The 19,738-nt window shown below is 51.3% G+C and carries 15 protein-coding genes and 1 pseudogene; 8 read left to right on the top strand and 8 right to left on the bottom strand.

The window, feature by feature from the left end; genetic code table 11:
• Positions 1-53: 53 nt before the first annotated feature.
• Positions 54-863 (bottom strand): Rpn family recombination-promoting nuclease/putative transposase, encoded by an 810-nt coding sequence (locus IQ268_RS13265; RefSeq protein ID WP_193879449.1) that lies wholly within the window; start codon positions 861-863, stop codon positions 54-56.
• A 321-nt stretch (positions 864-1,184) separates the two neighbouring features.
• On the opposite strand from IQ268_RS13265, the gene IQ268_RS13270 reads away from it, so the two are divergent.
• Both IQ268_RS13270 and IQ268_RS13275 read left to right on the top strand, forming a co-directional pair.
• Positions 1,185-2,177: a ligase-associated DNA damage response exonuclease gene (locus IQ268_RS13270; RefSeq protein ID WP_193879452.1), complete on the top strand. Its 993-nt coding sequence runs from the start codon at positions 1,185-1,187 to the stop codon at positions 2,175-2,177.
• On the top strand, positions 2,177-3,808 hold the full coding sequence (locus IQ268_RS13275) for an ATP-dependent DNA ligase (RefSeq protein ID WP_193879455.1): 1,632 nt from the start codon (positions 2,177-2,179) through the stop codon (positions 3,806-3,808). The genes IQ268_RS13270 and IQ268_RS13275 overlap by 1 nt, the downstream gene beginning before the upstream one ends.
• Before the next feature lie 7 nt (positions 3,809-3,815).
• Here IQ268_RS13275 and IQ268_RS13280 read toward each other — a convergent pair whose 3' ends face one another.
• A complete protein-coding gene (locus IQ268_RS13280; protein ID WP_193879458.1) occupies positions 3,816-5,192 on the bottom strand; it encodes an NAD(P)/FAD-dependent oxidoreductase in 1,377 nt (458 codons plus the stop codon).
• A gap of 506 nt (positions 5,193-5,698) precedes the next feature.
• The gene (locus tag IQ268_RS13285) at positions 5,699-6,571 is read right to left on the bottom strand and encodes an AraC family transcriptional regulator (RefSeq protein ID WP_193879461.1); all 873 of its coding nucleotides are present in this window, start codon (positions 6,569-6,571) and stop codon (positions 5,699-5,701) included.
• A 160-nt stretch (positions 6,572-6,731) separates the two neighbouring features.
• Here IQ268_RS13285 and IQ268_RS13290 point away from each other — a divergent pair, with 160 nt between their 5' ends.
• The 3 genes from IQ268_RS13290 (at position 6,732) to IQ268_RS13300 (ending at position 9,916) form a co-directional block, all read left to right on the top strand.
• Positions 6,732-7,364 carry an FMN-dependent NADH-azoreductase gene (locus tag IQ268_RS13290; RefSeq protein WP_193879463.1) on the top strand — a complete coding sequence of 211 codons (633 nt, stop codon included), beginning with the start codon at positions 6,732-6,734 and terminating at the stop codon, positions 7,362-7,364.
• Between the two features lie 417 nt (positions 7,365-7,781).
• Positions 7,782-8,369: a YdeI family protein gene (locus tag IQ268_RS13295; RefSeq protein WP_193879466.1), complete on the top strand. Its 588-nt coding sequence runs from the start codon at positions 7,782-7,784 to the stop codon at positions 8,367-8,369.
• Between the two features lie 200 nt (positions 8,370-8,569).
• The gene (locus IQ268_RS13300; RefSeq protein ID WP_193879469.1) at positions 8,570-9,916 is read left to right on the top strand and encodes a cytochrome P450; all 1,347 of its coding nucleotides are present in this window, start codon (positions 8,570-8,572) and stop codon (positions 9,914-9,916) included.
• A gap of 44 nt (positions 9,917-9,960) precedes the next feature.
• On the opposite strand, the gene IQ268_RS13305 is transcribed toward IQ268_RS13300, so the two are convergent.
• Positions 9,961-10,749 (bottom strand): SDR family oxidoreductase, encoded by a 789-nt coding sequence (locus tag IQ268_RS13305; RefSeq protein ID WP_193879472.1) that lies wholly within the window; start codon positions 10,747-10,749, stop codon positions 9,961-9,963.
• Between the two features lie 165 nt (positions 10,750-10,914).
• On the opposite strand from IQ268_RS13305, the gene IQ268_RS13310 reads away from it, so the two are divergent.
• Positions 10,915-11,625, top strand: coding sequence for a hypothetical protein (locus IQ268_RS13310; protein WP_193879475.1), 711 nt, complete (start codon positions 10,915-10,917; stop codon positions 11,623-11,625).
• Positions 11,626-11,684: 59 nt separating this feature from the next.
• Here IQ268_RS13310 and IQ268_RS33390 read toward each other — a convergent pair whose 3' ends face one another.
• Together IQ268_RS33390 and IQ268_RS33395 are read right to left on the bottom strand one after the other, a co-directional pair.
• Positions 11,685-13,301, bottom strand: a complete 1,617-nt coding sequence (locus tag IQ268_RS33390) for an ATP-binding protein (protein ID WP_370584661.1) — start codon at positions 13,299-13,301, stop codon at positions 11,685-11,687.
• Positions 13,299-14,906 (bottom strand): annotated as a pseudogene (locus tag IQ268_RS33395) (PAS domain-containing protein); the annotation flags it as partial. The pseudogene IQ268_RS33395 and the gene IQ268_RS33390, both read right to left, overlap by 3 nt.
• A gap of 251 nt (positions 14,907-15,157) precedes the next feature.
• Here IQ268_RS33395 and IQ268_RS13320 point away from each other — a divergent pair.
• Together IQ268_RS13320 and IQ268_RS13325 are read left to right on the top strand one after the other, a co-directional pair.
• Complete coding sequence (locus IQ268_RS13320; protein WP_193879554.1) at positions 15,158-16,282, top strand: class I SAM-dependent RNA methyltransferase; 1,125 nt, start codon at positions 15,158-15,160, stop codon at positions 16,280-16,282.
• A 44-nt stretch (positions 16,283-16,326) separates the two neighbouring features.
• Positions 16,327-17,946, top strand: coding sequence for an NAD(P)/FAD-dependent oxidoreductase (locus tag IQ268_RS13325; protein WP_193879480.1), 1,620 nt, complete (start codon positions 16,327-16,329; stop codon positions 17,944-17,946).
• Positions 17,947-17,967: 21 nt separating this feature from the next.
• On the opposite strand, the gene IQ268_RS13330 is transcribed toward IQ268_RS13325, so the two are convergent.
• Positions 17,968-18,180 carry an RNA-binding S4 domain-containing protein gene (locus IQ268_RS13330; protein WP_193879483.1) on the bottom strand — a complete coding sequence of 71 codons (213 nt, stop codon included), beginning with the start codon at positions 18,178-18,180 and terminating at the stop codon, positions 17,968-17,970.
• Between the two features lie 13 nt (positions 18,181-18,193).
• A complete protein-coding gene (locus IQ268_RS13335; protein ID WP_193879486.1) occupies positions 18,194-19,735 on the bottom strand; it encodes a gluconokinase in 1,542 nt (513 codons plus the stop codon).
• Positions 19,736-19,738: the final 3 nt, after the last annotated feature.

Below are 19,738 nucleotides of genomic sequence, written 5' to 3' on the forward strand. Positions count from 1 at the left end.
ACCCAACTCTCAGCGATTTTTGCGGCTTGAAGCAGACTACCTGGTGCTCGACATTAAGGGTCAGAGAAGGTCGCCTGTTGAACGACTGCCACTTCCAGGTTCAACTTTTCGGCAACCTGTTGAACCGTAAGTCCCATTTCTAAGAGCATTGGGATCATTTCAAACTTCGCTTCCAGTCGGCCTTCTTCTCGGCCTTCTTCTCGGCCTTCTTCCTTTGCTTCTTGATAAACTCTAGTTTGCTCCAGTGTTAATCCCAGCATTGCTTCAACCTCAGCGCGATCAAGGTTAACAAACTTGTAGACAGCGATCGTTGCCACTATGTCTATTATCTCAGCCGCAGACAGATTTGCGCTATCTCCCTGCCTGGCTCTGGCAATCAAAGATTTGGCCTGTTGCACAAGCTGTTCCTGTGGTTCAACCATTAAGCGAAACAGGCTGCGTTCCATAGACGGTTCGTTTGCGCGATCTAACTCGTTCAGATAGAGGCACTGCACCTGATCGCTGCTCAGTAATGCCCGGTGCGTGGTTGCATCGTCTGGCTCTAAACCACGATTGGGAAAAATCAACGCCCCCTGCCAATCGTTGTAACGAGCTTGACTGCGATACAGGTAAAGAAATAATTCAGAAAAGAAGCGATGGTAGAGGGATTGGTCTTTTTGAAACTGCACCTCTACAAAAAATACGGTTTTGGATGTGGCGTTGTCTGGTGGCAAGAACACACCATCAATGCGAAAATTCGGCTCTTTTACCTCTACAGACTCAAAGCGATAGCCCTGAGCTTGTTCCAGTGGGATGTCAATTAGAATGAAAAACAGCGTTGGAAACCGTTTGAAAATTTGATAGAAGATGGCATCGCGTCTCATATTGGGGTATTGAGAAACCAGGCTCGATCTTAAGCTAAACAGGTAAGCTCATACCCCGATTTAGCAACGCCTGTTACTGCACATGTTTCTAGAAGACAGCACATTACCCTCTGGATGGATGATGTCAATTGCTTGCCAAACTGCTCTAATCAGTAAACGACGTGGCTGTAATTTGAGTTGCTATCCGACATCGCCTAACCTTGCCTGACATTGCCTATTGACATTGCCTATTGACATTGCCTATTGACATTGCCTATAGACAGGGGAAGCCGGAGCGGTTTGTCACCATTGCTGGTCGTTCGCTGATCGTTGAAGAGGGACATGGCGCTAATTACTGTTCATCAAGAAGGGCTGTATTGTGAACAAGGTGGGTTTCACATTGACCCCTGGCGGCCTGTAGACTGTGCCCTCATTACCCATGCCCATTCTGACCATGCCCGTTCGGGTTCACACCACTACCTAGCTACTCATCGTTCGGAAGGCATTTTGAGACGGCGCTTAGGCAATGACATTAACCTGCAAGGAGTGGAGTATGGGCAGAAAATCAAGCTAGGTAATACCTGGGTATCGTTTCATCCCGCTGGACATGTGCTTGGTTCAGCGCAAATTCGGGTGGAATACCGGGATGAGGTTTGGGTGGTTTCGGGCGACTATAAGCGCAATGATGATCCAACCTGTGATGCGTTTGAGGTAGTTCCCTGCGATACATTCATTACAGAAGCAACTTTTGGATTACCCATCTACAAATGGCAGACAGGAAAACAAACGTGTCAGCAGATTTACGATTGGTGGCAGGGCGATCGCGATCGCCCCTCGTTATTGTTTTGTTATGCCTTCGGTAAGGCACAGCGAATACTGGGTGAGTTGACTCAGTTGACCGAGCAGCCTGTTTATGTGCATGGAGCCGTTCATGTTTTAACAGAGATTTACAGGCAGGCAGGTATAGCAATGGTAGAGACCATTCCGGCCTCCGAGCTGCCCCGTAGCCATTCGTTCAACGGGGCGTTAATTCTGGCACCACCCTCGGCCTACCGTTCAACCTGGATGAGACGATTTCCACAGCCTCAAACCGGATTTGCGTCGGGTTGGATGGCGGTTCGGGGTGCCCGCCGCCGTCGTGGATATGAACGTGGATTTGTTTTGTCCGACCATGCCGATTGGCAGGGGTTAGTCGATACGGTGTTGCAGACACAGGCCAAAACAGTGTATGTAACGCATGGGCAAACAGAGGTGCTCTCGCGCTATCTCAGCGAAGTCCATCACATCAATGCCCTGCCGTTGAATACCTTATTCGAGGGCGAGGGAGATATCTGATGAAACGCTTTACACGGCTCTATCAGCAAATTGATGCCACTACCTCAATTAATGAAAAGGTAAGAGTGTTGCAGCATTATTTTCAAGATGAACTGCCGCACAATGCTGTGTGGGGGCTGTATTTGCTGCTGGGGAAGATTCGTAGACGACTGATTACATCTAAAACGCTGCGAGACATTTTTCTGCAAGTCTCTGATATTCCAGAATGGTTGTTTCAGGAGTGTCATGCTCATGTTGGCGATTCTGCTGAGACGATCGCCCTGCTGCTACACGAAACGCCGCTGAAACGTCACCAGACATCGGCTTCGGATAATACTAAACCGGATATTGCCCTGCACGAATGGATGGAGGTCATCATTCCTCAAGTCAAAGGTGTGAAATCGGATGAGGCACTCAGGCAGTTGGTGGTGTCGTGGTGGTCATCGTTGGATGATATTGAAGTATTCGTGCTAAACAAAGTTTTGACGGGCGCTTTTCGGATGGGAGCCTCTGAAAAGCTGGTGATTAAGGGACTATCTGCCGCCTTTGGCATTTCGGAGTCGGTGTTGGCGCATCGGCTGATGGGCGATTTTGAACCCACGGTTGAGTTTTATCAACAGCTTACTGCCCGGGCGGCAGAGGAACAGCGATCGCCCAGTAGACCTTACCCGTTTTTCCTGGCCTCTCCATTGGATGAGGAAAAGTTTCAAACTGAAGATGTTTGGCGCTGGCAGGCCGAGTGGAAATGGGATGGCATTCGTGCCCAAATCATTCGACGAGCCGATGAACTTTTTATCTGGTCGCGGGGCGAAGATTTAATTACTCACCAATTTCCTGAATTTGAAGCCGTCTTCCTGCAACTGCCAGATGGTGTGGTGCTGGATGGGGAAATTCTGGGTTGGATGGGCGATCGCCCCTTACCTTTCAACCATTTGCAAAAGCGCCTGGGTCGAAAAAAGGTGACGCAAAAAGTTATAGACGAGAACCCCGTTCATTTTATTGCCTACGATCTGCTGGAGCAGGATGGAGCAGACATTCGTGAGCAGCCGTTGTTGAAGCGCCGTCAATCCCTGGTTGATGTTTTAGCAACGATCGACTCTCCGTTGGTGCATGGCTCACCCACCTTGACGGTTGAATCCTTTGAGCAGGTGAAAGCCCTGAGGCAACACTCGCGCGATCGCGGTGCGGAAGGATTAATGCTGAAGGCGATCGACAGTCCATATTTGGTGGGTCGCAAACGCGGGTATTGGTGGAAATATAAAGTCGATCCATTATCATTGGATGCGGTGTTGCTCTATGCTCAGGCGGGAAGCGGCAAGCGGGCGAATCTGTTTACAGACTATACCTTTGCCCTCTGGAACCAGGGTGAATTAGTACCCTTTGCTAAAGCCTACTCTGGGTTAGATAATCAAGAAATTGACGAACTCGACCGCTGGATTCGCAAACATACCATTGAGAAATTTGGCCCGGTGCGATCGGTTGAACCCGTTTATGTTTTTGAAATTGGCTTTGAAGGCATTGCTCAATCGACACGCCACAAATCTGGCATTTCGGTACGCTTTCCGCGCATTTTGCGCTGGCGGAAAGATAAACCCGTTGAAGAGGCTGACACGCTGCAAACGGCCTGTAACCTGCTCAATGCGGGAAATTGACGACTCCCTAGCGGTTAGGGCAGGAGGGCATATCGTCGCCCAGCAGCAGCCTGGCCAAACTGGGTAATGCTTCACCATAGGTTGGGTGAATGTGTACCGATTGTTCTAACACCTGCCAGGTCGCTTTCGTCTCCATCAGAGACAGAAAGACGTGAACCAGTTCGGCAGTTTCATAGCCGACCAGCGTTGCACCAAGAATGCGATCGCTGTCCTGGTCAATGACCATCCGGTAGAAGCCGAGATCGTGTCCCCATTCAATTGCACGCGCAATGCTGGACATGGGTAGCGTCACACAGCGAGCATTGATACCGTGCTGTTTGGCCTGGTCGAACGTCATGCCAACACGCCCAACTTGCGGTTCGGTGTAAACGGCATAGCCCAAGACGCGATCGTCGCGGGTTCGCTGTTCGCCACACAAAATGGCCTTTAAGCGGCGGTAGTCTTCCCAGGACACATGGGTAAATGCAGGCTGTTTGGCAACGTCCCCGATCGCGTAAACACCGGGACAGGTTGTTTGAAACTGCTCATCAATGGTGACGAATCCCTGCCGATCCAATTCCACCCCGGTGGCCGCTACATTCAACGCACTGGTGTTTGGTTTTCGGCCAGTGACAACGAGCAAAGCTTCACCCTGAAGGGATTCACCCGTGCTTAACTCTAGCGTAAACACGCCGCTGGCATGAGTGACCTGTTCGGTTGTGGCGTTGAAGTGAAGCGAGATGCCATCTTGCCCCAATGCCTCTGCCAGGGTTGCGCTAACATCGGGTTCTTCCTGAGACAGAAGGCGATCGCCCCTGACAATGAGATGCGTTTGGCTGCCCAATCGCGCTAACCCCTGCCCCAGCTCCAGCCCGATATAGCCCCCACCAATGACCAACAGGCGAGGCGGTAACTCCTGCAAATCAAAGAAATTTCGGTTCGTTAGATAAGGGGTTTCGGCTAAACCAGGAAGGTTGGGAATGAGTGATGATGTTCCTGTATTGATCACAACAATGGGCGCTTGTACGGTAACATCACCTCCTGTAACAGTATGGCGATCGCTGAACGAGGCTTCGGCACAGACCACCGTGACCCCTGCACCGTCCAACCGTTGTTTAATACCTTGATTAAACTGGTGACGAATGCCCCGAACTCGCTCCATTACAGCCGGAAAATCGACCTCAACCTGAGCATGAACACCAAGATTGGCGGCTCGATGTGCCCGTCCTGCGGCATGAGCGGCGGCTAAAAACGCCTTGGAGGGGGTACAGCCGTAGTTGATACAGCTTCCACCCAGCGCATCCCGCTCAAACAAAACAACCTTGCGTCCTTCTTTGGCAAAGTCAGCCGCTAATGGAATTCCACCCTGTCCGCTACCGATCACAATGACATCTGCTGTTTCCATTGGTCTCCTGATTTGAATGAGTGGGGTGTGGGCGATCGCACTATGACACGATTAGTGTATTGCTGAATAGCACAACTCAAGGATTGTAAATTAAATAACCTGCAAAATTAAGGGGCTGTGTTAAGAGGGTGTCTGAGAATGGCTCAACATTCTAAATTAGCCCCCTAAATCCCCCAATTTTGGGGGACTTTGAAACAGAATTGATTCGGAAGTTCCCGTTCGGCTGAGCGCTCACGTCGAAGCCAATTTTGGGGGATTAGGGGGCGGTTCGAGTTGGAGCTTAGCACTTTTAAGACATCCTCTAAAAGTGCTAAGCCCAAGCCGTGACCTTCAATTCATCTGTTTATTCTGCAACGCCACTTACAGCCATTTTCATTTGCATTCACCACACACCAAACCCCGTCCCAGCTTGGCGAGACTGTGGCTGACTCGATTGAGAACTGCTGTAAAACGCCTGAAGAACAAGCACTGCCATCTCTCTATATGGACTATCACATCGCAATCAATTAGCGGTCTCTGTACGTTTTTGGTGTCATGCCAGTTAACTGCCGAAACTGTTTGCTTAAATGGCTGTGGCTATTGAACCCACACATTAAGGCAATGTCCATAATTGATTGATCGGTTTGTTTCAACAACTGCTTTGCCCGTTCTATGCGTTGTTGAAGCAAATATTGATAAGGAGTCGTGCCGATCGACTGCTTAAACAGATGGCTGAAATGAAATTGACTAATCCCAATCAAGGCGGCTAAGTCGGCAAGCTTGATGTCTTGATGCAAGTACTCATTGATGTATTCCAGGACTTGCAGAACTTGACGCTGAGGCAGGCCACCTTCGTATATGGAAGGGCGAGATGAAGCCGCTGCATATTGTCTGAGCAAATGCACAGCCAACACGTTTGCAAGGGATTCAATGTAGAGCTTGCCGCCCAAGCTTTCGTGTTTTAGCTCAGCCAGAAGCAGCAGTCCAATCGATTCCAGGTGCGGATCGCGAATGCGAAACTCGGGCAGCAATTCGAGCTGATCGAGATTGACATCAATGGTTTCTCTGGCGACGTTCTGAATAAAACGAGAAGCAATGCGAATTTGCAAGTACTGGTCTTCTGCATCCCAACGGGCAAAAAGCGGCATCCTGGCAGGTGTGATAGAAATATGGCCTTTGCCGTATAGCCCGGTGTAAGTTTTACCGCCTTTCACCTGCAACAAACGAACGGGACGAGGTGCCAGCGATAAACAAATCGTGTGTTCATCGCTACAATGACAGTTGCCTTCGCCTGGAGGGTGTTGAAATTGTTCGACCAGGATATTTTCCCAACCCTGATTTTGGCTAGACAAGATGGGTAAGCCCGTTAGTTCTGTGGGCTGGGTAGCTGGATTCATCATGCAAACCCTATCGCTCTAGATCTGATTGTATTCACTTTTGGGTGACTCTTGCTGAGACGCTGGAAAAATTAACCGCAATTTTTTGACAGCGGCGCAGGAATTAGATAGCTGAGGGTTGGGAAGTTTTCTAGGCTGGAAGGGTAATGCAGCCGGAGGAACTATGGCACACATTCTGCATATTGATTCCAGTCCCAGAGGTGAGCGATCGCGCTCTCGTCGCATGACCAGGGAGTTTGTTGAACAGTGGAAGCAAACGCATCCGGATGATATGGTCACCTATCGCGATCTGGGTCGCCATCCTGTTCCCCATCTAGATGAACCGTGGATTGCAGCGGCTTTCACCCCACCAGAGCAGCATACCCCGGAAATGCAGGCAGCAATTCGCGTCAGCGATCAACTGGTGGATGAATTCCTGGCGGCGGATATATATGTCATTGGGCTTCCCATGTACAACTTCAGCGTTCCCACGATGTTTAAGGGGTACATTGACCAGATTGTGCGGATGGGGCGAACGGTGGCGTATGAACCGGAGGACGTGGAAAACCCTTATAAACCGCTGGTGTTGGGTAAAAAAATGTTTGTGATCACAGCACGATGGGATTCTGGTTTTGGCCCCGGTGAGCGCTATGGGTCAATGAACCATCAAGATCCCTACATCGTCTCAGTGTTTGGCTTTATTGGTATCACTGATATTACCTTTGTCCACGTTGAGAATGATCAGGTTGATAGTGAAAGTTTGGCGCGATCGATCGCAGCAGCTCGTACTAAAATTGCTCAACTGGTTTCAGCGTGACGTGATGCAACACCCGTAATTAAAGGGTATTGCTGAATACATGGATGAAGTTTGGAGATGCAATGCAATGTTTTTGGGGCAGGCATTGCATTGCTGCCCTGTCTCTGGTCTATCTCGATCGCCTCTAATAAAGCTTGGATCGCTTTGCCGCAACACTTAAAGCGTTGCGGCAATCATTATGCATAAAACGTTCGAACTAGAATACAGTAAAGAAAATTCTTGAGTTGGCAACCTACTAATCTGGCTGAATCATTAGTTGAATGGCACTGAAATAAGTGCGTTCATTCCGGGCTTCGACTACGCTCAGCCCTCGTTGGTGGGGGCTGAGCGTAGTCGAAGCCCAGTCTATACTAATAGCGCAGCTTTATTTCAGTGCCATTCAACCATTAGTTGGTTCGGCAGCGCGGAGGTTTCACCATGCAGGATGCACCACACAACTCGATTCATCCGCTATCACGGGCTGAATGGCGTGATTGGCTGGCAACACATCACACTCGCACCGAGGGAATCTGGTTGGTTAGCTACAAAAAAGCGACCGGAAAGCCCCGCTTTGATTACAATGATGCGGTTGAAGAAGCGCTTTGTTTTGGATGGGTAGACAGCAAGCCCAATACACTGGATGCAGAGCGATCGCTCCTATGGTTTGCGCCGCGAAAAGCTGGGTCTGGGTGGTCGAAACCGAACAAAGAACGCATTGAAAAGATGATGACTGCGGGATTAATGGCAGAAGCTGGATTGGCAAAGGTCGAAGCGGCGAAACAAGACGGCTCATGGAATGCCCTGGATGCGATCGAGGCATTGGAGATTCCGCCTGATCTGGAAGAGGCGCTGGCATCGTACCCATCAGCACGGATCAACTTTGAAGCCTTTCCCCGTTCGGTTAAACGCGGCATTCTGGAGTGGATTGCGATCGCCAAGAAGCCCGAAACCAGAGCAAAGCGAATTGACGAAACAGCACGGCTAGCCAACGATAATATTCGAGCGAATCAATGGCGACCCTATTAACCCGGCAATAAAAGATTTGGCATAAGGGATTGGGGTTCGACTCCGCTCACCCCACACGGAAGCGAGTGCTGAGCGGAGTCCAAACACGGTTTGCCCTAAGAACAATGGCTGCCAGGTTAATAGCTCACGGGCAATTCCCCCGATGCTGGATTCTGGGAGACAATAGAAGGGAGATTGCATATTACTGGCAGAGTACTGGTATGAATTTGCCTGCTGGCCCCAAACTTCCCCAGTCTTTGAGAATCATTCATTCTCTGTTTCGCCCGACCGAAGCCCTGGAAACCTATCGTCACCGTTTTGGCGATACATTTACCCTGACGGCACCGGGTAATGCGCCGCTGGTTGTGTGCAGCCATCCTGATGATCTTCAGGTCATTTTTGCTAATCCGGCGCGGTTCGATTCGGGTAAAGGGAATCAGATCTTGCGATTTTTGCTGGGAGAGCAGTCGCTCATTTTGCTGGATGGCGATCGCCATCAGCGCCAGCGCCAGTTGTTAACGCCTCCCTTTCATGGTGAGCGAATGCGAACGTATGGTCAGCTCATTGGTGATATCACGCAGCAGGTGATTGAACAATGGACAGTGGGTGAGTCCCTGGTGGTTCGGTTGCCGATGCAGGCAATTACCCTGACCGTGATTTTGCGAGCAGTGTTTGGTTTATCTGAAGGCGATCGCCTGGAGCAACTCAAAGGGCTGTTAACCCAGTTGCTAGATTCGATTAGTTCGCCGCTCAGTGCCAGTGTTCTGTTTTTCGCATCGTTGCAAAAGGACTGGGGGGAATGGAGTCCGTGGGGACGGTTTTTGCGGCTGAAACAGCAGGTCGATCAATTGCTCTATGCCGAAATTCGCGATCGCCGCAGATCTGCCGACCCTAACCGCACCGATATTCTCTCATTGCTGCTGTCTGCCCGGGATGAAGCAGGTCAGCCGATGAGCGATGAAGAGCTGCACGACGAGTTAATGACCCTGTTAGTCGCCGGACATGAGACAACGGCATCGTCCTTAAGCTGGGCACTGTACTGGGTTTATACCCAGCCGGATAGGTACCATCGGCTGCGGCACGAACTGAAAACGGTGGCGGCAGGTGACCCAATGGCAATTACACAACTGCCCTATTTAACAGCCATTTGTCAGGAAACGCTGCGAATTTATCCGATCGCCATGTTTTCGTTTCCACGCATTCTGAAAGCACCAATGCAGTTCAGCACGTATAGCTTAGAGGCTGGAACATGGCTGCTCCCCTGCATTTATCTGACCCATCAACGCCCTGATGTGTACCCCAACCCCAAAGAGTTTCGGCCAGAGCGCTTCCTGGAGCGGCAGTTTTCACCCTATGAATATTTGCCGTTTGGCGGCAGCAACCGTCGCTGCATTGGCATGGCCTTTGCTCAATTTGAAATGAAGCTGGTGTTGGCTACCATTGTTTCGCAGGTTGAGTTAGCACTCAGCCACCCTCGTTCTGTTCGTCCCGTCCGCCGGGGGTTAACCCTTGCCCCTGCTGCCGGATTACGTATGACCGTTGTTAACTCTACCCGGAGTGACACTTAATATACGGTCATCCCGATGATGGAATACAGCATCATGACCTGACCTCATAGAGTTCCCTGATGCAAACCACCATCGACTTGCAGCATCACGCCATTCACATAAGCGGCTGCCGGAGAGCAGAGAAACACAGCAACATTGGCAAATTCGTCTGGGGTTCCCATTCGCCCCAGCGGAATTGCGGCAGAGGCCGCCGCTAACTCGGCATCGAGCGATCGCCCGCTTTTAGCCATTCGTGACTGAATCAACTCTTCTACCCGTTGGGTGTAAGTCCAGCCGGGTAAGATGCTGTTCACCCGAATCCGATCGCTGGCCAGTTCCTGGCTCAATGTTTTGGTTAGCCCCACAACGGCTAAACGGATCGAGTTGGATAAAATCAGGTTTTGAATGGGTTGCTTGGTTGATGATGATGTAATCGTCAAAATGGCCGGAGCAGTAGATTGACGCAGGTAAGGTAGGGCAGCTTGAATCGATCGCACCGTACTCATGAGGAGTAAGTTCACAGCCGACTCCCAGGCCGCCATTGGCAACTCTTCAAACTGCCCGGAGGGAGGGCCGCCGGAGTTGGTCACTAAAATATCTAACCCGCCAAATCGATCGACCGTGGATTGAACCACCCGATCGATATCATTACAATCGGTAACATCTGCTCGTAATGATATTACTTCTGCTCCAGTTTCAGCCACAATTTGAGTTGCAGTGGTTTCAATGAGTTCACTGCGAGCGCAAATGGCAACGTTTGCACCCTCACGGGCAAACTGTAAAGCGGTTGCTCTGCCTAATCCTTTGCTGGCAGCCAGCACAAGCACAACCTTACCTTGAAGCTGTAGATCCATATTGGTAGCAATTGGTGTGATCAATGAGAGCGTTTTAGACTATCGTGAAATGAATCGAATTTTGCTGACTCCATTCAAACCAATCTGACTTAAATTAAATCATTGTTCTGTTCTTTCATTAGAATCAACGATTAAATCATCGTTCAGTTGTGAGGAAATTTAACCATGAGCAACAGCGATCGCACTCAACCCTCTGCCAAGGTATCTGATCCGACCCTTGCCAAACTGTTAGAAATAGAGGCTACTCTTGCGGCTCATGCGGCTGAGCTGCAAGGGCAATTAGAATCCATTCAACAGAAACGAAAAAGCCTTGGGTCGGTGATTACCATGTTCAATGGAAACCATAATCCCGCTGCAATGACATCGGCTGCAGCCGTACTCGGTCACAGTGAAGCACCCACTTCGCCAGCCACCACTACTCCGTCTGCCCTTGCGAGCCCCCCTGCAGACACGGCTGCTACTGAGTCATCCAGTGCGGGAAAATCCAAAGCAGGGAAATCCACCGCCACAGCCACTCCATCACAGAAGTCGCAATCATCTGGTGGCACATCCAGTGCAGCGAAGAAGCCCCGCACGACCAGAGCAGCCAAAAAAGACGAGAATTGGCAGAAATATGTTCGAGAGGAATTTGCTCAAACCTCTCTTCCAGCAGCCGTTTCCACTATTTTGCAAAACCAGCCGAAGGAGATCTTTGGCATTCCTGATTTCTTGGAGACTATTTTTCTGGATGAGATGCCCAAGGAAGCGCGCAATAAAGCTAGCAACCGGATATCAAACATTTTGTCCACTGGCCTAAAAGACAACAAATGGTATCGCGGCAGAATGGGACACTATAGCGCCTCATCTACAGCAGCCATGTCTGACCTGGCATCGTAACGGCTGAACGGCGGCTGTTCGATGTCCTGATCCTCTAAGACAGGTGAGGAATACGAGGTTCAGGTTGTGCGAATGAGTTGAGCAATAGCCATAATCAACGTATCGGGTTCAATGGGTTTGGGCAAATGCTGCTGAAACCCTGCCGAAAGCGCCTGCCGTTGATTGTATTCTCCGGCATAGGCGGTAAGCGCGATCGCCGGAATGTTACCACCCTGGGCGATCGGCAACTTTCTAATTTGTCGCATCAAGGTATAGCCATCCATCATTGGCATACCAATATCGCTGAGTAACAAATCCGGCGTGTGGTTCACCAAAAGCTGCAACGCGTCATGGGCAGAGGTGGCTGTCATCACCGTTGCACCTGCCTGTTGCAGCACAAACGTGGCAAATTCGCGCATATCGGGTTCATCATCAACGACCAATACACACGTTCCCCGTAATGGCTGAACCGCAGCAACTTGAGCAGTGGATGGGGTTTCCTCTAAAGAGTAGGACGTTTGGTTTAACAGCGGTAGCTTAACGGTAAAGGTGGCTCCTAACCCTTCCCCTGGACTGTCAGCCTGAACGGTGCCGCCGTGTAATTCAACCAGATACCGCACAATGGCAAGCCCCAAGCCCAGGCCACCAAATCGGCGGGTAATGGTGCTGTCTGCCTGTCGAAAGTAATCAAACACGTAGGGTAAAAAATCGCGGTGAATGCCCTTGCCCGTATCGGTTACGGTGATCTGCGCGTATCCCGGATGTGGTGCAGCGGCCAGGTCTGCCGTTGGACACTTCTCGTCTGGCTGGATGTCTAGCCGTACCGTAACCGAATCCCCCGCAGACGTGAACTTTACCGCGTTAGATACCAAATTCCAAACGATCTGCTGGAGACGGGTGGGGTCACCTGCCACTCGCCCCACCTGTGGATCAAATACAGTTTGAATTTGGATAGACTTAGCCTCTGCGGCTAACCGAACTGTTTCAATGGCCGACTCAATGACGGGTATTAAGTGAACAGGGCCAATGCTGAGGCTGAGCTTGCCTTGCAAAATGCGAGAGATATCCAACAGATCCTCAATTAATTGGGTTTGCAGTTTGGCATTGCGCTCGATTGTTTCCAGGGCACGATCGGTTGTGGCTTTATCTAACTGGCGCGATCGCAGCAGCCGTGACCAGCCCAAAATGGGGTTTAGGGGCGATCGCAGCTCGTGGGACAACACCGCCAAAAACTCATCTTTCACGCGGTTTGCCGATTCAGCCAGCTCGCGGGCGACTCGTTCTGCCTTGTAGAGCCGCAGCCGTTCTTCGTCTTGCTGTTGTTGGCGGGTCACATCCACGGTCACGCCGTCAAATCGAATAGGCTTACCTTTCTCGTCATAAAAGGCAGAGCCAATTGCTCGAATCCAGCGCACTTGCTGATCGGGAGTGATGACGCGATAGATGGTGTCGAAACTGTTGTGGTTGAGAATCGATTGCTCGATCGCCTGTTGCGTTGTCTCTCGATCATCCGGGTGGAGACATTGATAGAACTGCTCAATAGTGACCTCTAGATCAAGCGGTAGGCCAAAGTGTTCCTTGCAGGTGTTACTCCACTCCAAGTGATCGAACGGCAAATCGCAAAACCAGATTCCCAGCTCAGACGCTCCCAACACCAGTTCCAGCCGCTCACGGCTCGTTTGCAGCGTGTTTTCCATGCGCTTGCGGCTGGTGATGTCCTGGAAATATACGCAAATGCCACCCCCGTCTAACGGATAGGCATGACAATCTAACCAGATATTGAGGGGACGGTAATGCTCTTCCAAGTGAACCGCAACCTGATCATGCATGGCACGATTGAATTCGTTGTAAAACGAGAGAGAGACGGTATCTGGAAATACGTCCCAAATGCTACGGCCTATAATTTCGTCTCGCTTCACTCCTAAAATGGTTTCGCCTCGAAGATTCAAATAGGTGTAGCGCCACTGGTCGTCAAAGGCGCTAAAGCCTTCAGTCATGCTTTCTAAAATATCCAGAGTTCGCTGATTGGCTGCCTGAAGGTTAGCATCTGCCTGCTTCCGCTCGGTTACATCCAGCACCAGACACAGCGCAGACTCAAAGTTTCCCTGCTCATTAAACAGGGCAGAGGTGTACCACTCACAGTGAATCACCGCACCAGATTTCGTAAAGTTACGGGTTTCCAGACGGTTACGCTGGTTCTGTCCACACAGGAGTTGGGCGATCGCCTGATGCACCTGGGGGCGATCGGCAGGATAGACAAAATTCCAGTCGTCAGGACGTTTCCCCAACACCTCCTCAGCCGTCCAGCCAAAAATAGCTTCCGCTTGCGACGACCAGCGCGATACGCGGTATTGGCAGTCCCATTCCACCACGCCTAGCGGTGTATTTTCCACATGAAAGACCAGCCGTTGCATTGCAGCCTGCAACGCTTTTTCCATTTGCCGACGCTGTGTAATGCTTTCGAAGGCTACCCCGACGCAGTGGTTTGGCAACGGAAACGCTTTGATCGAAAACACTCCACTGATCCGTTCGTCATCATAATGCACTTCGTCGATGTCTTTGGTTTGCCCTGTTTTGATGACTTCGGCATACTCTCGCACAAGATTGGAGCCTGCCAGCGATGGAAAGCTTTCCGCGATTGTGCTGCCAACCAACGCTTCAAAATCGGTACCAAGGATTTGATTGGATGCCGGGTTCGCCAGCAGCAATTGTAGTGAATCGGGGTTGTCTAAATCCTGCAACTGCCAAACGGCCAAACCAAGTTGGGTGCTTTTAACGATGTCAGCGTAGCGTTGAATTTGCTCCTCAGCTTGCTTTTGTTCTGTAATATCCAGAAAGTAAATCGACATGCCCTGAGGTGATGGATACAGCCGGACTGAAATCCATTTGTTGAACGTGAGATAAAATTCCTCGTAGGCGATCGCCTTCTGCTCTGCCATCGCCTGTTGAATCAGCGTGTGGCCGCGAGTGCCCACCAGTTCAGGAAATATATCCCAGGCATTGTTACCCAGCAGTTCCGCTTTGGGCTTACCCAGCAAATATTCCGCTTGAGAATTGACGTAGGTATAGCGCCACTGGCGATCTAAACTGACAAAGCCATCGCTAATGCTCTCTAAAATAGTATTGGTTGGTGGCGGCAATGGGTGAGGGTGCTGCTGTGATAAAGCCTGAGCGGTGGCCGTTTCCAAACGAGCCACTTGCTGGCGCAATGCGTTAACTTCGGCTAGAAGCTCTTCCCTAGTCGGTTGCGCCTGTTGTCTATCAGGATTCTCACGTTCCACTCCTGGTGTCTCCGCTGCCACTGCTTGAGGTTATTAGTCCAGTTGTCTAACCTTTACCGCTGCCTCAAGATTGCATAATAGGCTCTCGCTTTAGATCTTTCAAACCTTACACCGAACCATGCTGCTTGCCACTCATCTTCAGGGAGATTATAGAAGGCGATTGCCGCATGGGATGCGAAGAAAGAATAGTCTCCCCGCTTGAAGCAGTATTGCTGGAGATCATGGATACTGAGTTCAAAACAAATGGCAGCGCAGATCAGTTTATAGCGAGTATGAGTCAGTATTTTGCAACGGTTGCTCGGGGATTAGAATCACTTGCGGCTCAGGAATTAGAGCAACTGGGTGCTCGTTCTGTAGAGCCAGGATTTTGCGGTGCCGCTTTTGAGGGCGATCGCACCCTACTGTATCGGGTCAACCTGTGGGCCAGGTTACCGTTCCGCATTCTGATGAAACTTCATCAGTTTCCCTGCCACGATGCCAACGATCTCTATAGCGGCATTCAAACCCTCGACTGGTCGAATTATGTAACCCCCGACCTGACGCTGGCCGTCAATGCGACAGGTAAAAATGAACACCTCAACCACACTCACTTCACGGCGCTCCAGGTAAAAAAGGCGATCGTTGACCAGCAGCAAGACAGGTTGGGCGATCGCTCCAACGTAGAACTGCAAGACCCGGATGTGCGGATTACGGTTCACATCGATCGCGATTTGTGTACGGTGAGCCTCGACAGTTCTGGTAATAGCCTGCACCGCCGAGGGTATCGTCCTGCTGTGGGTTCTGCTCCTTTAAAGGAATCGCTGGCAGCAGCGCTGATTCAACTGGCTGGCTGGCAACCAGAGCAAATGTTTTATGACCCGCTCTGTGGTTCCGGCACATTACCCCTGGAAGCCAGCTTAAAAGCGCTCAACATTGCACCGGGGCTGTTTCGTGAGCGTTTTGGGTTTGAAACCTGGCTCGACTTCGATCTGGATCTGCTAGAACACCTGATTCGAGAGGCAGAAGACAGCCAGCGAGAAACCCTACCCGCCCCCATTTGGGGAAGCGATCGCGATGAAGGCGTGATTGAGCAGGCGATCGCCAATGCCACAAGCTGCGGCGTATTGGATCATGTCTGGTTCTCGCAAATCGACCTGAACGATGTTGTTGCCCCCACCGACAGCGGCGTGTTATTCTGCAACCCACCCTATGGCGAACGGCTGGGGCGAGACAGCGACCTGGGAGCCTTTTACAAGCAGTTAGGCGACGTGCTAAAACAACGCTTCAAAGGCTGGACGGCATTTGTGCTGAGTGGCAACAAGGAACTGTCTCAATTCATTGGACTTAAATCTTCGCAGCGGATTGCAGTCTACAACGGATCGTTGCCCTGTCAGTTAATGAAATATGAGCTGTACTAGAGAATGATGCTGCTATTTTGTTTGCAACCCAGCCCGATTTGAGTATGTTACGACTAACCGAAGTAAAGCTCCCGCTCGATCATCCTGAAGAGGCCATCAAAGCGGCCATTCTCAAAAAGCTGCACCTCGCTCCAGACGATTTGATTGGCTATTCCATCTTCAAGCGCAGCTACGATGCTCGCAAAAAGGACGATATTACCCTGGTTTACATTCTGGATGTAGAAACAACTCAGGATAAGCGTCTGCTTCAGCGCTGCAAAAAAGACCCGCATGTGATGGTTACACCAGACCTGCGCTATCGCCCGGTGGCGCAGGCTCCCAGCCAGTTACCCAGCCGACCCATTGTGATTGGCATGGGGCCTTGCGGCATGTTTGCCGGGTTGTTGCTGGCTCAAATGGGGTTCCGTCCGATCATTTTGGAACGCGGCAAACGGGTGCGCGATCGCACCGCCGATACCTTCGCTTTCTGGCGCAAAAGAGACGAACTTAACCTGGAATCGAACGTCCAGTTTGGTGAAGGCGGTGCGGGTACCTTTTCGGATGGCAAGCTCTACAGCCAGGTGCGAGATCCAAAGCACTATGGGCGTAAGGTACTCGAAGAGCTGGTGAATGCCGGAGCGTCACCTGAGATTTTGTATGTCAACAAACCGCATATTGGCACCTTTAAGCTGGTTGGTATTGTTCAAAGTATCCGCGCCCGGATTGAAGCGCTGGGTGGCGAAATTCGCTTTCAAAGTCGGGTTGAAGACATCCAGATCGAAAACGGACGGGTGCAGGGAGTCATTCTGGACAGTGGAGAACAAATGGACAGCCAGCATGTGATTCTGGCGGTGGGTCACAGTGCCCGTGATACCTTCGAAATGCTGTTCGACCGGGGGGTATACATCGAAGCGAAGCCGTTTTCGATCGGCTTTCGGGTGGAACATCCGCAAACCCTGATCGATCGCTGTCGGTTTGGCGACTATGCAGGGCATCGGCTCCTGGGAGCTGCGGATTACAAACTGGTTCACCATTGCCAAAACGGTCGCTCTGTTTATAGCTTCTGCATGTGTCCGGGTGGACTGGTGGTTGCCGCCGCTTCGGAGCCAGGGCGAGTTGTAACCAACGGCATGAGCCAATATTCGCGCAATGAGCGCAATGCCAACAGCGCGATCGTCGTTGGTATCACGCCAGATGACTACCCAGGCCATGCATTAGCCGGAATGGCTCTGCAACGCCAGCTAGAATCACGGGCGTTTGAGTTGGGTGGCGGCACCTATGAGGCACCGGGGCAACTGGTGGGCGATTTTCTGGCCGATCGCCCCTCTACAGCGCTAGGCAGCGTTAAACCGTCCTACGAACCGGGGGTGCGTCTGGGTGATTTGAGCCAGAGCCTACCAGATTATGCGATCGCCGCCATTCGGGAAGCGCTTCCGGCTTTTGACAAACAAATCAACGGATTCGCCATGAACGATGCCGTTCTCACTGGAGTAGAAACCCGTACCTCATCACCGATTCGGATTAAGCGCAGGGACGATTACCAGAGCCTCAATACAGCAGGTCTTTACCCGGCGGGCGAAGGAGCCGGATACGCAGGGGGCATTCTATCGGCAGGCATTGACGGCATTAAGGTGGCGGAAGCCGTTGCCCTCAGCATTCTGCAAACGGTACCTCAGCCCGTTTGAGGCAGGTTCAATAGAGCTGGTTCACAGTTCAAGTTCGCCAAATTCCACCACAAAGAGTTGACCAGAGACAGAAACTCGATCGCCATCTACTAATTTGCGTCCGCGTCGAGTTTCCGTCTCGCCATTCACTTCTACTTCACCAAACTGAATGAGTACTTTGGCATCGCCTCCCGATTGCACAGCGCCAACAAATTTGAGGAATTGGTCGAGCTTAATGGTTTCTGCTTCTGTCATAATGGGCGATCGCCTAATCTAAGCCGCTAGCTTGCCGCTGATACGTTGCAATAACGCTAAACTCATCGACTAGATCATTGTAAAGGCGACGATAGCTTTCAAACAGGGAGTGATAGGTTTGCGTCAGCTTTAAATCAGGCTGGTGGCGATCGGTAATGCGAATCAACCCCTGCACATCCAACAGGTTGGGCAACGCTCCCACGGCGTGCATAGCCAGGGCAGCGGCTCCAAACCCGCTGCCTTCATACACTTCTGGCGCGAGAACTTCGTAACCAAACAGATCGGCCATCATTTGCCGCCACGCTTTAGATCGAGCAAACCCGCCAGAGGCGCGAATGGTATGGCTGTCGCCGCCTAACTCCTGTAGAATCACCGTGACATCGTAAACCGCATAGAGAATCCCTTCCAGCACGGCACGAATAAAGTGTGCCCGTTCGTGGTGCAGTGCCACCCCAAAGAACACCCCTCTGGCATCCGTATTCCAGTGAGGCGCACGTTCTCCCGACAAGAAGGGTAAACACAATAACCCAGCCGACCCAGCCGGAACGGTAGCCGCTTCTTGAATGATGATGTCGTAGGGATCGAGGTGTTCTCGCTCGGCACGTTGTACCTCAACCTGGCAGAAGCGATCGCGGAACCAGCGCAGCACAATACCCGCACTGTTGGTTGCGCCGCCAATCACCCAGTGGTTTTCCGTCAGGGCATAGCAGAATGTACGTCCCTGGCGATCGGTAACAGGCTGGGGAACAACCATCCGCACCGCCCCACTGGTGCCAATGGTGATGGCAACTTGATCCGGGGAAATGGCACCAACGCCCAGGTTCGCTAAAACGCCATCGCTGGCTCCCACCACAAACGGCGTGTCAGGATCTAAGCCAGTCATTTCAGCGCATCGTGCCTTCATGCCACGCAGGATGTAGGTCGTTGGCACCAATTCGCTGAGCTGACCGGGATGAATTCCAGCGATCGCCAGCGCTTCTGCATCCCAATCCAGCGTGGTGAGGTTAAACAATCCCGTGGCTGAGGCGATCGAGTAATCCACCACATAGCGGCCAAAGAGCTGATAAAGAACGTATTCTTTAACCGAAATGAACTTCGCCGCTTGACGAAACAGCTCCGGTTCATTGTCGCGCAGCCACATGAGCTTGGTCAGCGGTGACATGGGATGAATTGGCGTTCCGGTGCGCTGGTAGATCTTGAAACCCGTATCGTCTTGCTTCAGCCGCTCCGCCTGGGCAAAACTGCGGCTATCCGCCCAAATGATGCTGTTGGTCAGCGGATAGTTGTCGGCATCCACGGCAATTAAGCTGTGCATGGCCGAACTAACGCCAATGGCTCCGATCTCTTGAGCAGAACAATTGGTCGTTTGAATAGCATCGCGAATCGTTGTCACGACCGCCTTAAACAGCTCCTCCGGATCTTGTTCCGACCAACCCGGTTTGGGAGCGAGCAAATCATACTTGTAGTTTGCGATGCCTTTCATCACTCCGGTTTCAGAGAAGACGATCGCTTTTGTACTGGTTGTTCCGATGTCAATGCCAATAAAGTAGGCCATTCT

It is taken from the genome of Oculatella sp. LEGE 06141 (assembly GCF_015207605.1).
In the GTDB taxonomy this organism is placed as follows: domain Bacteria; phylum Cyanobacteriota; class Cyanobacteriia; order Elainellales; family Elainellaceae; genus Oculatella.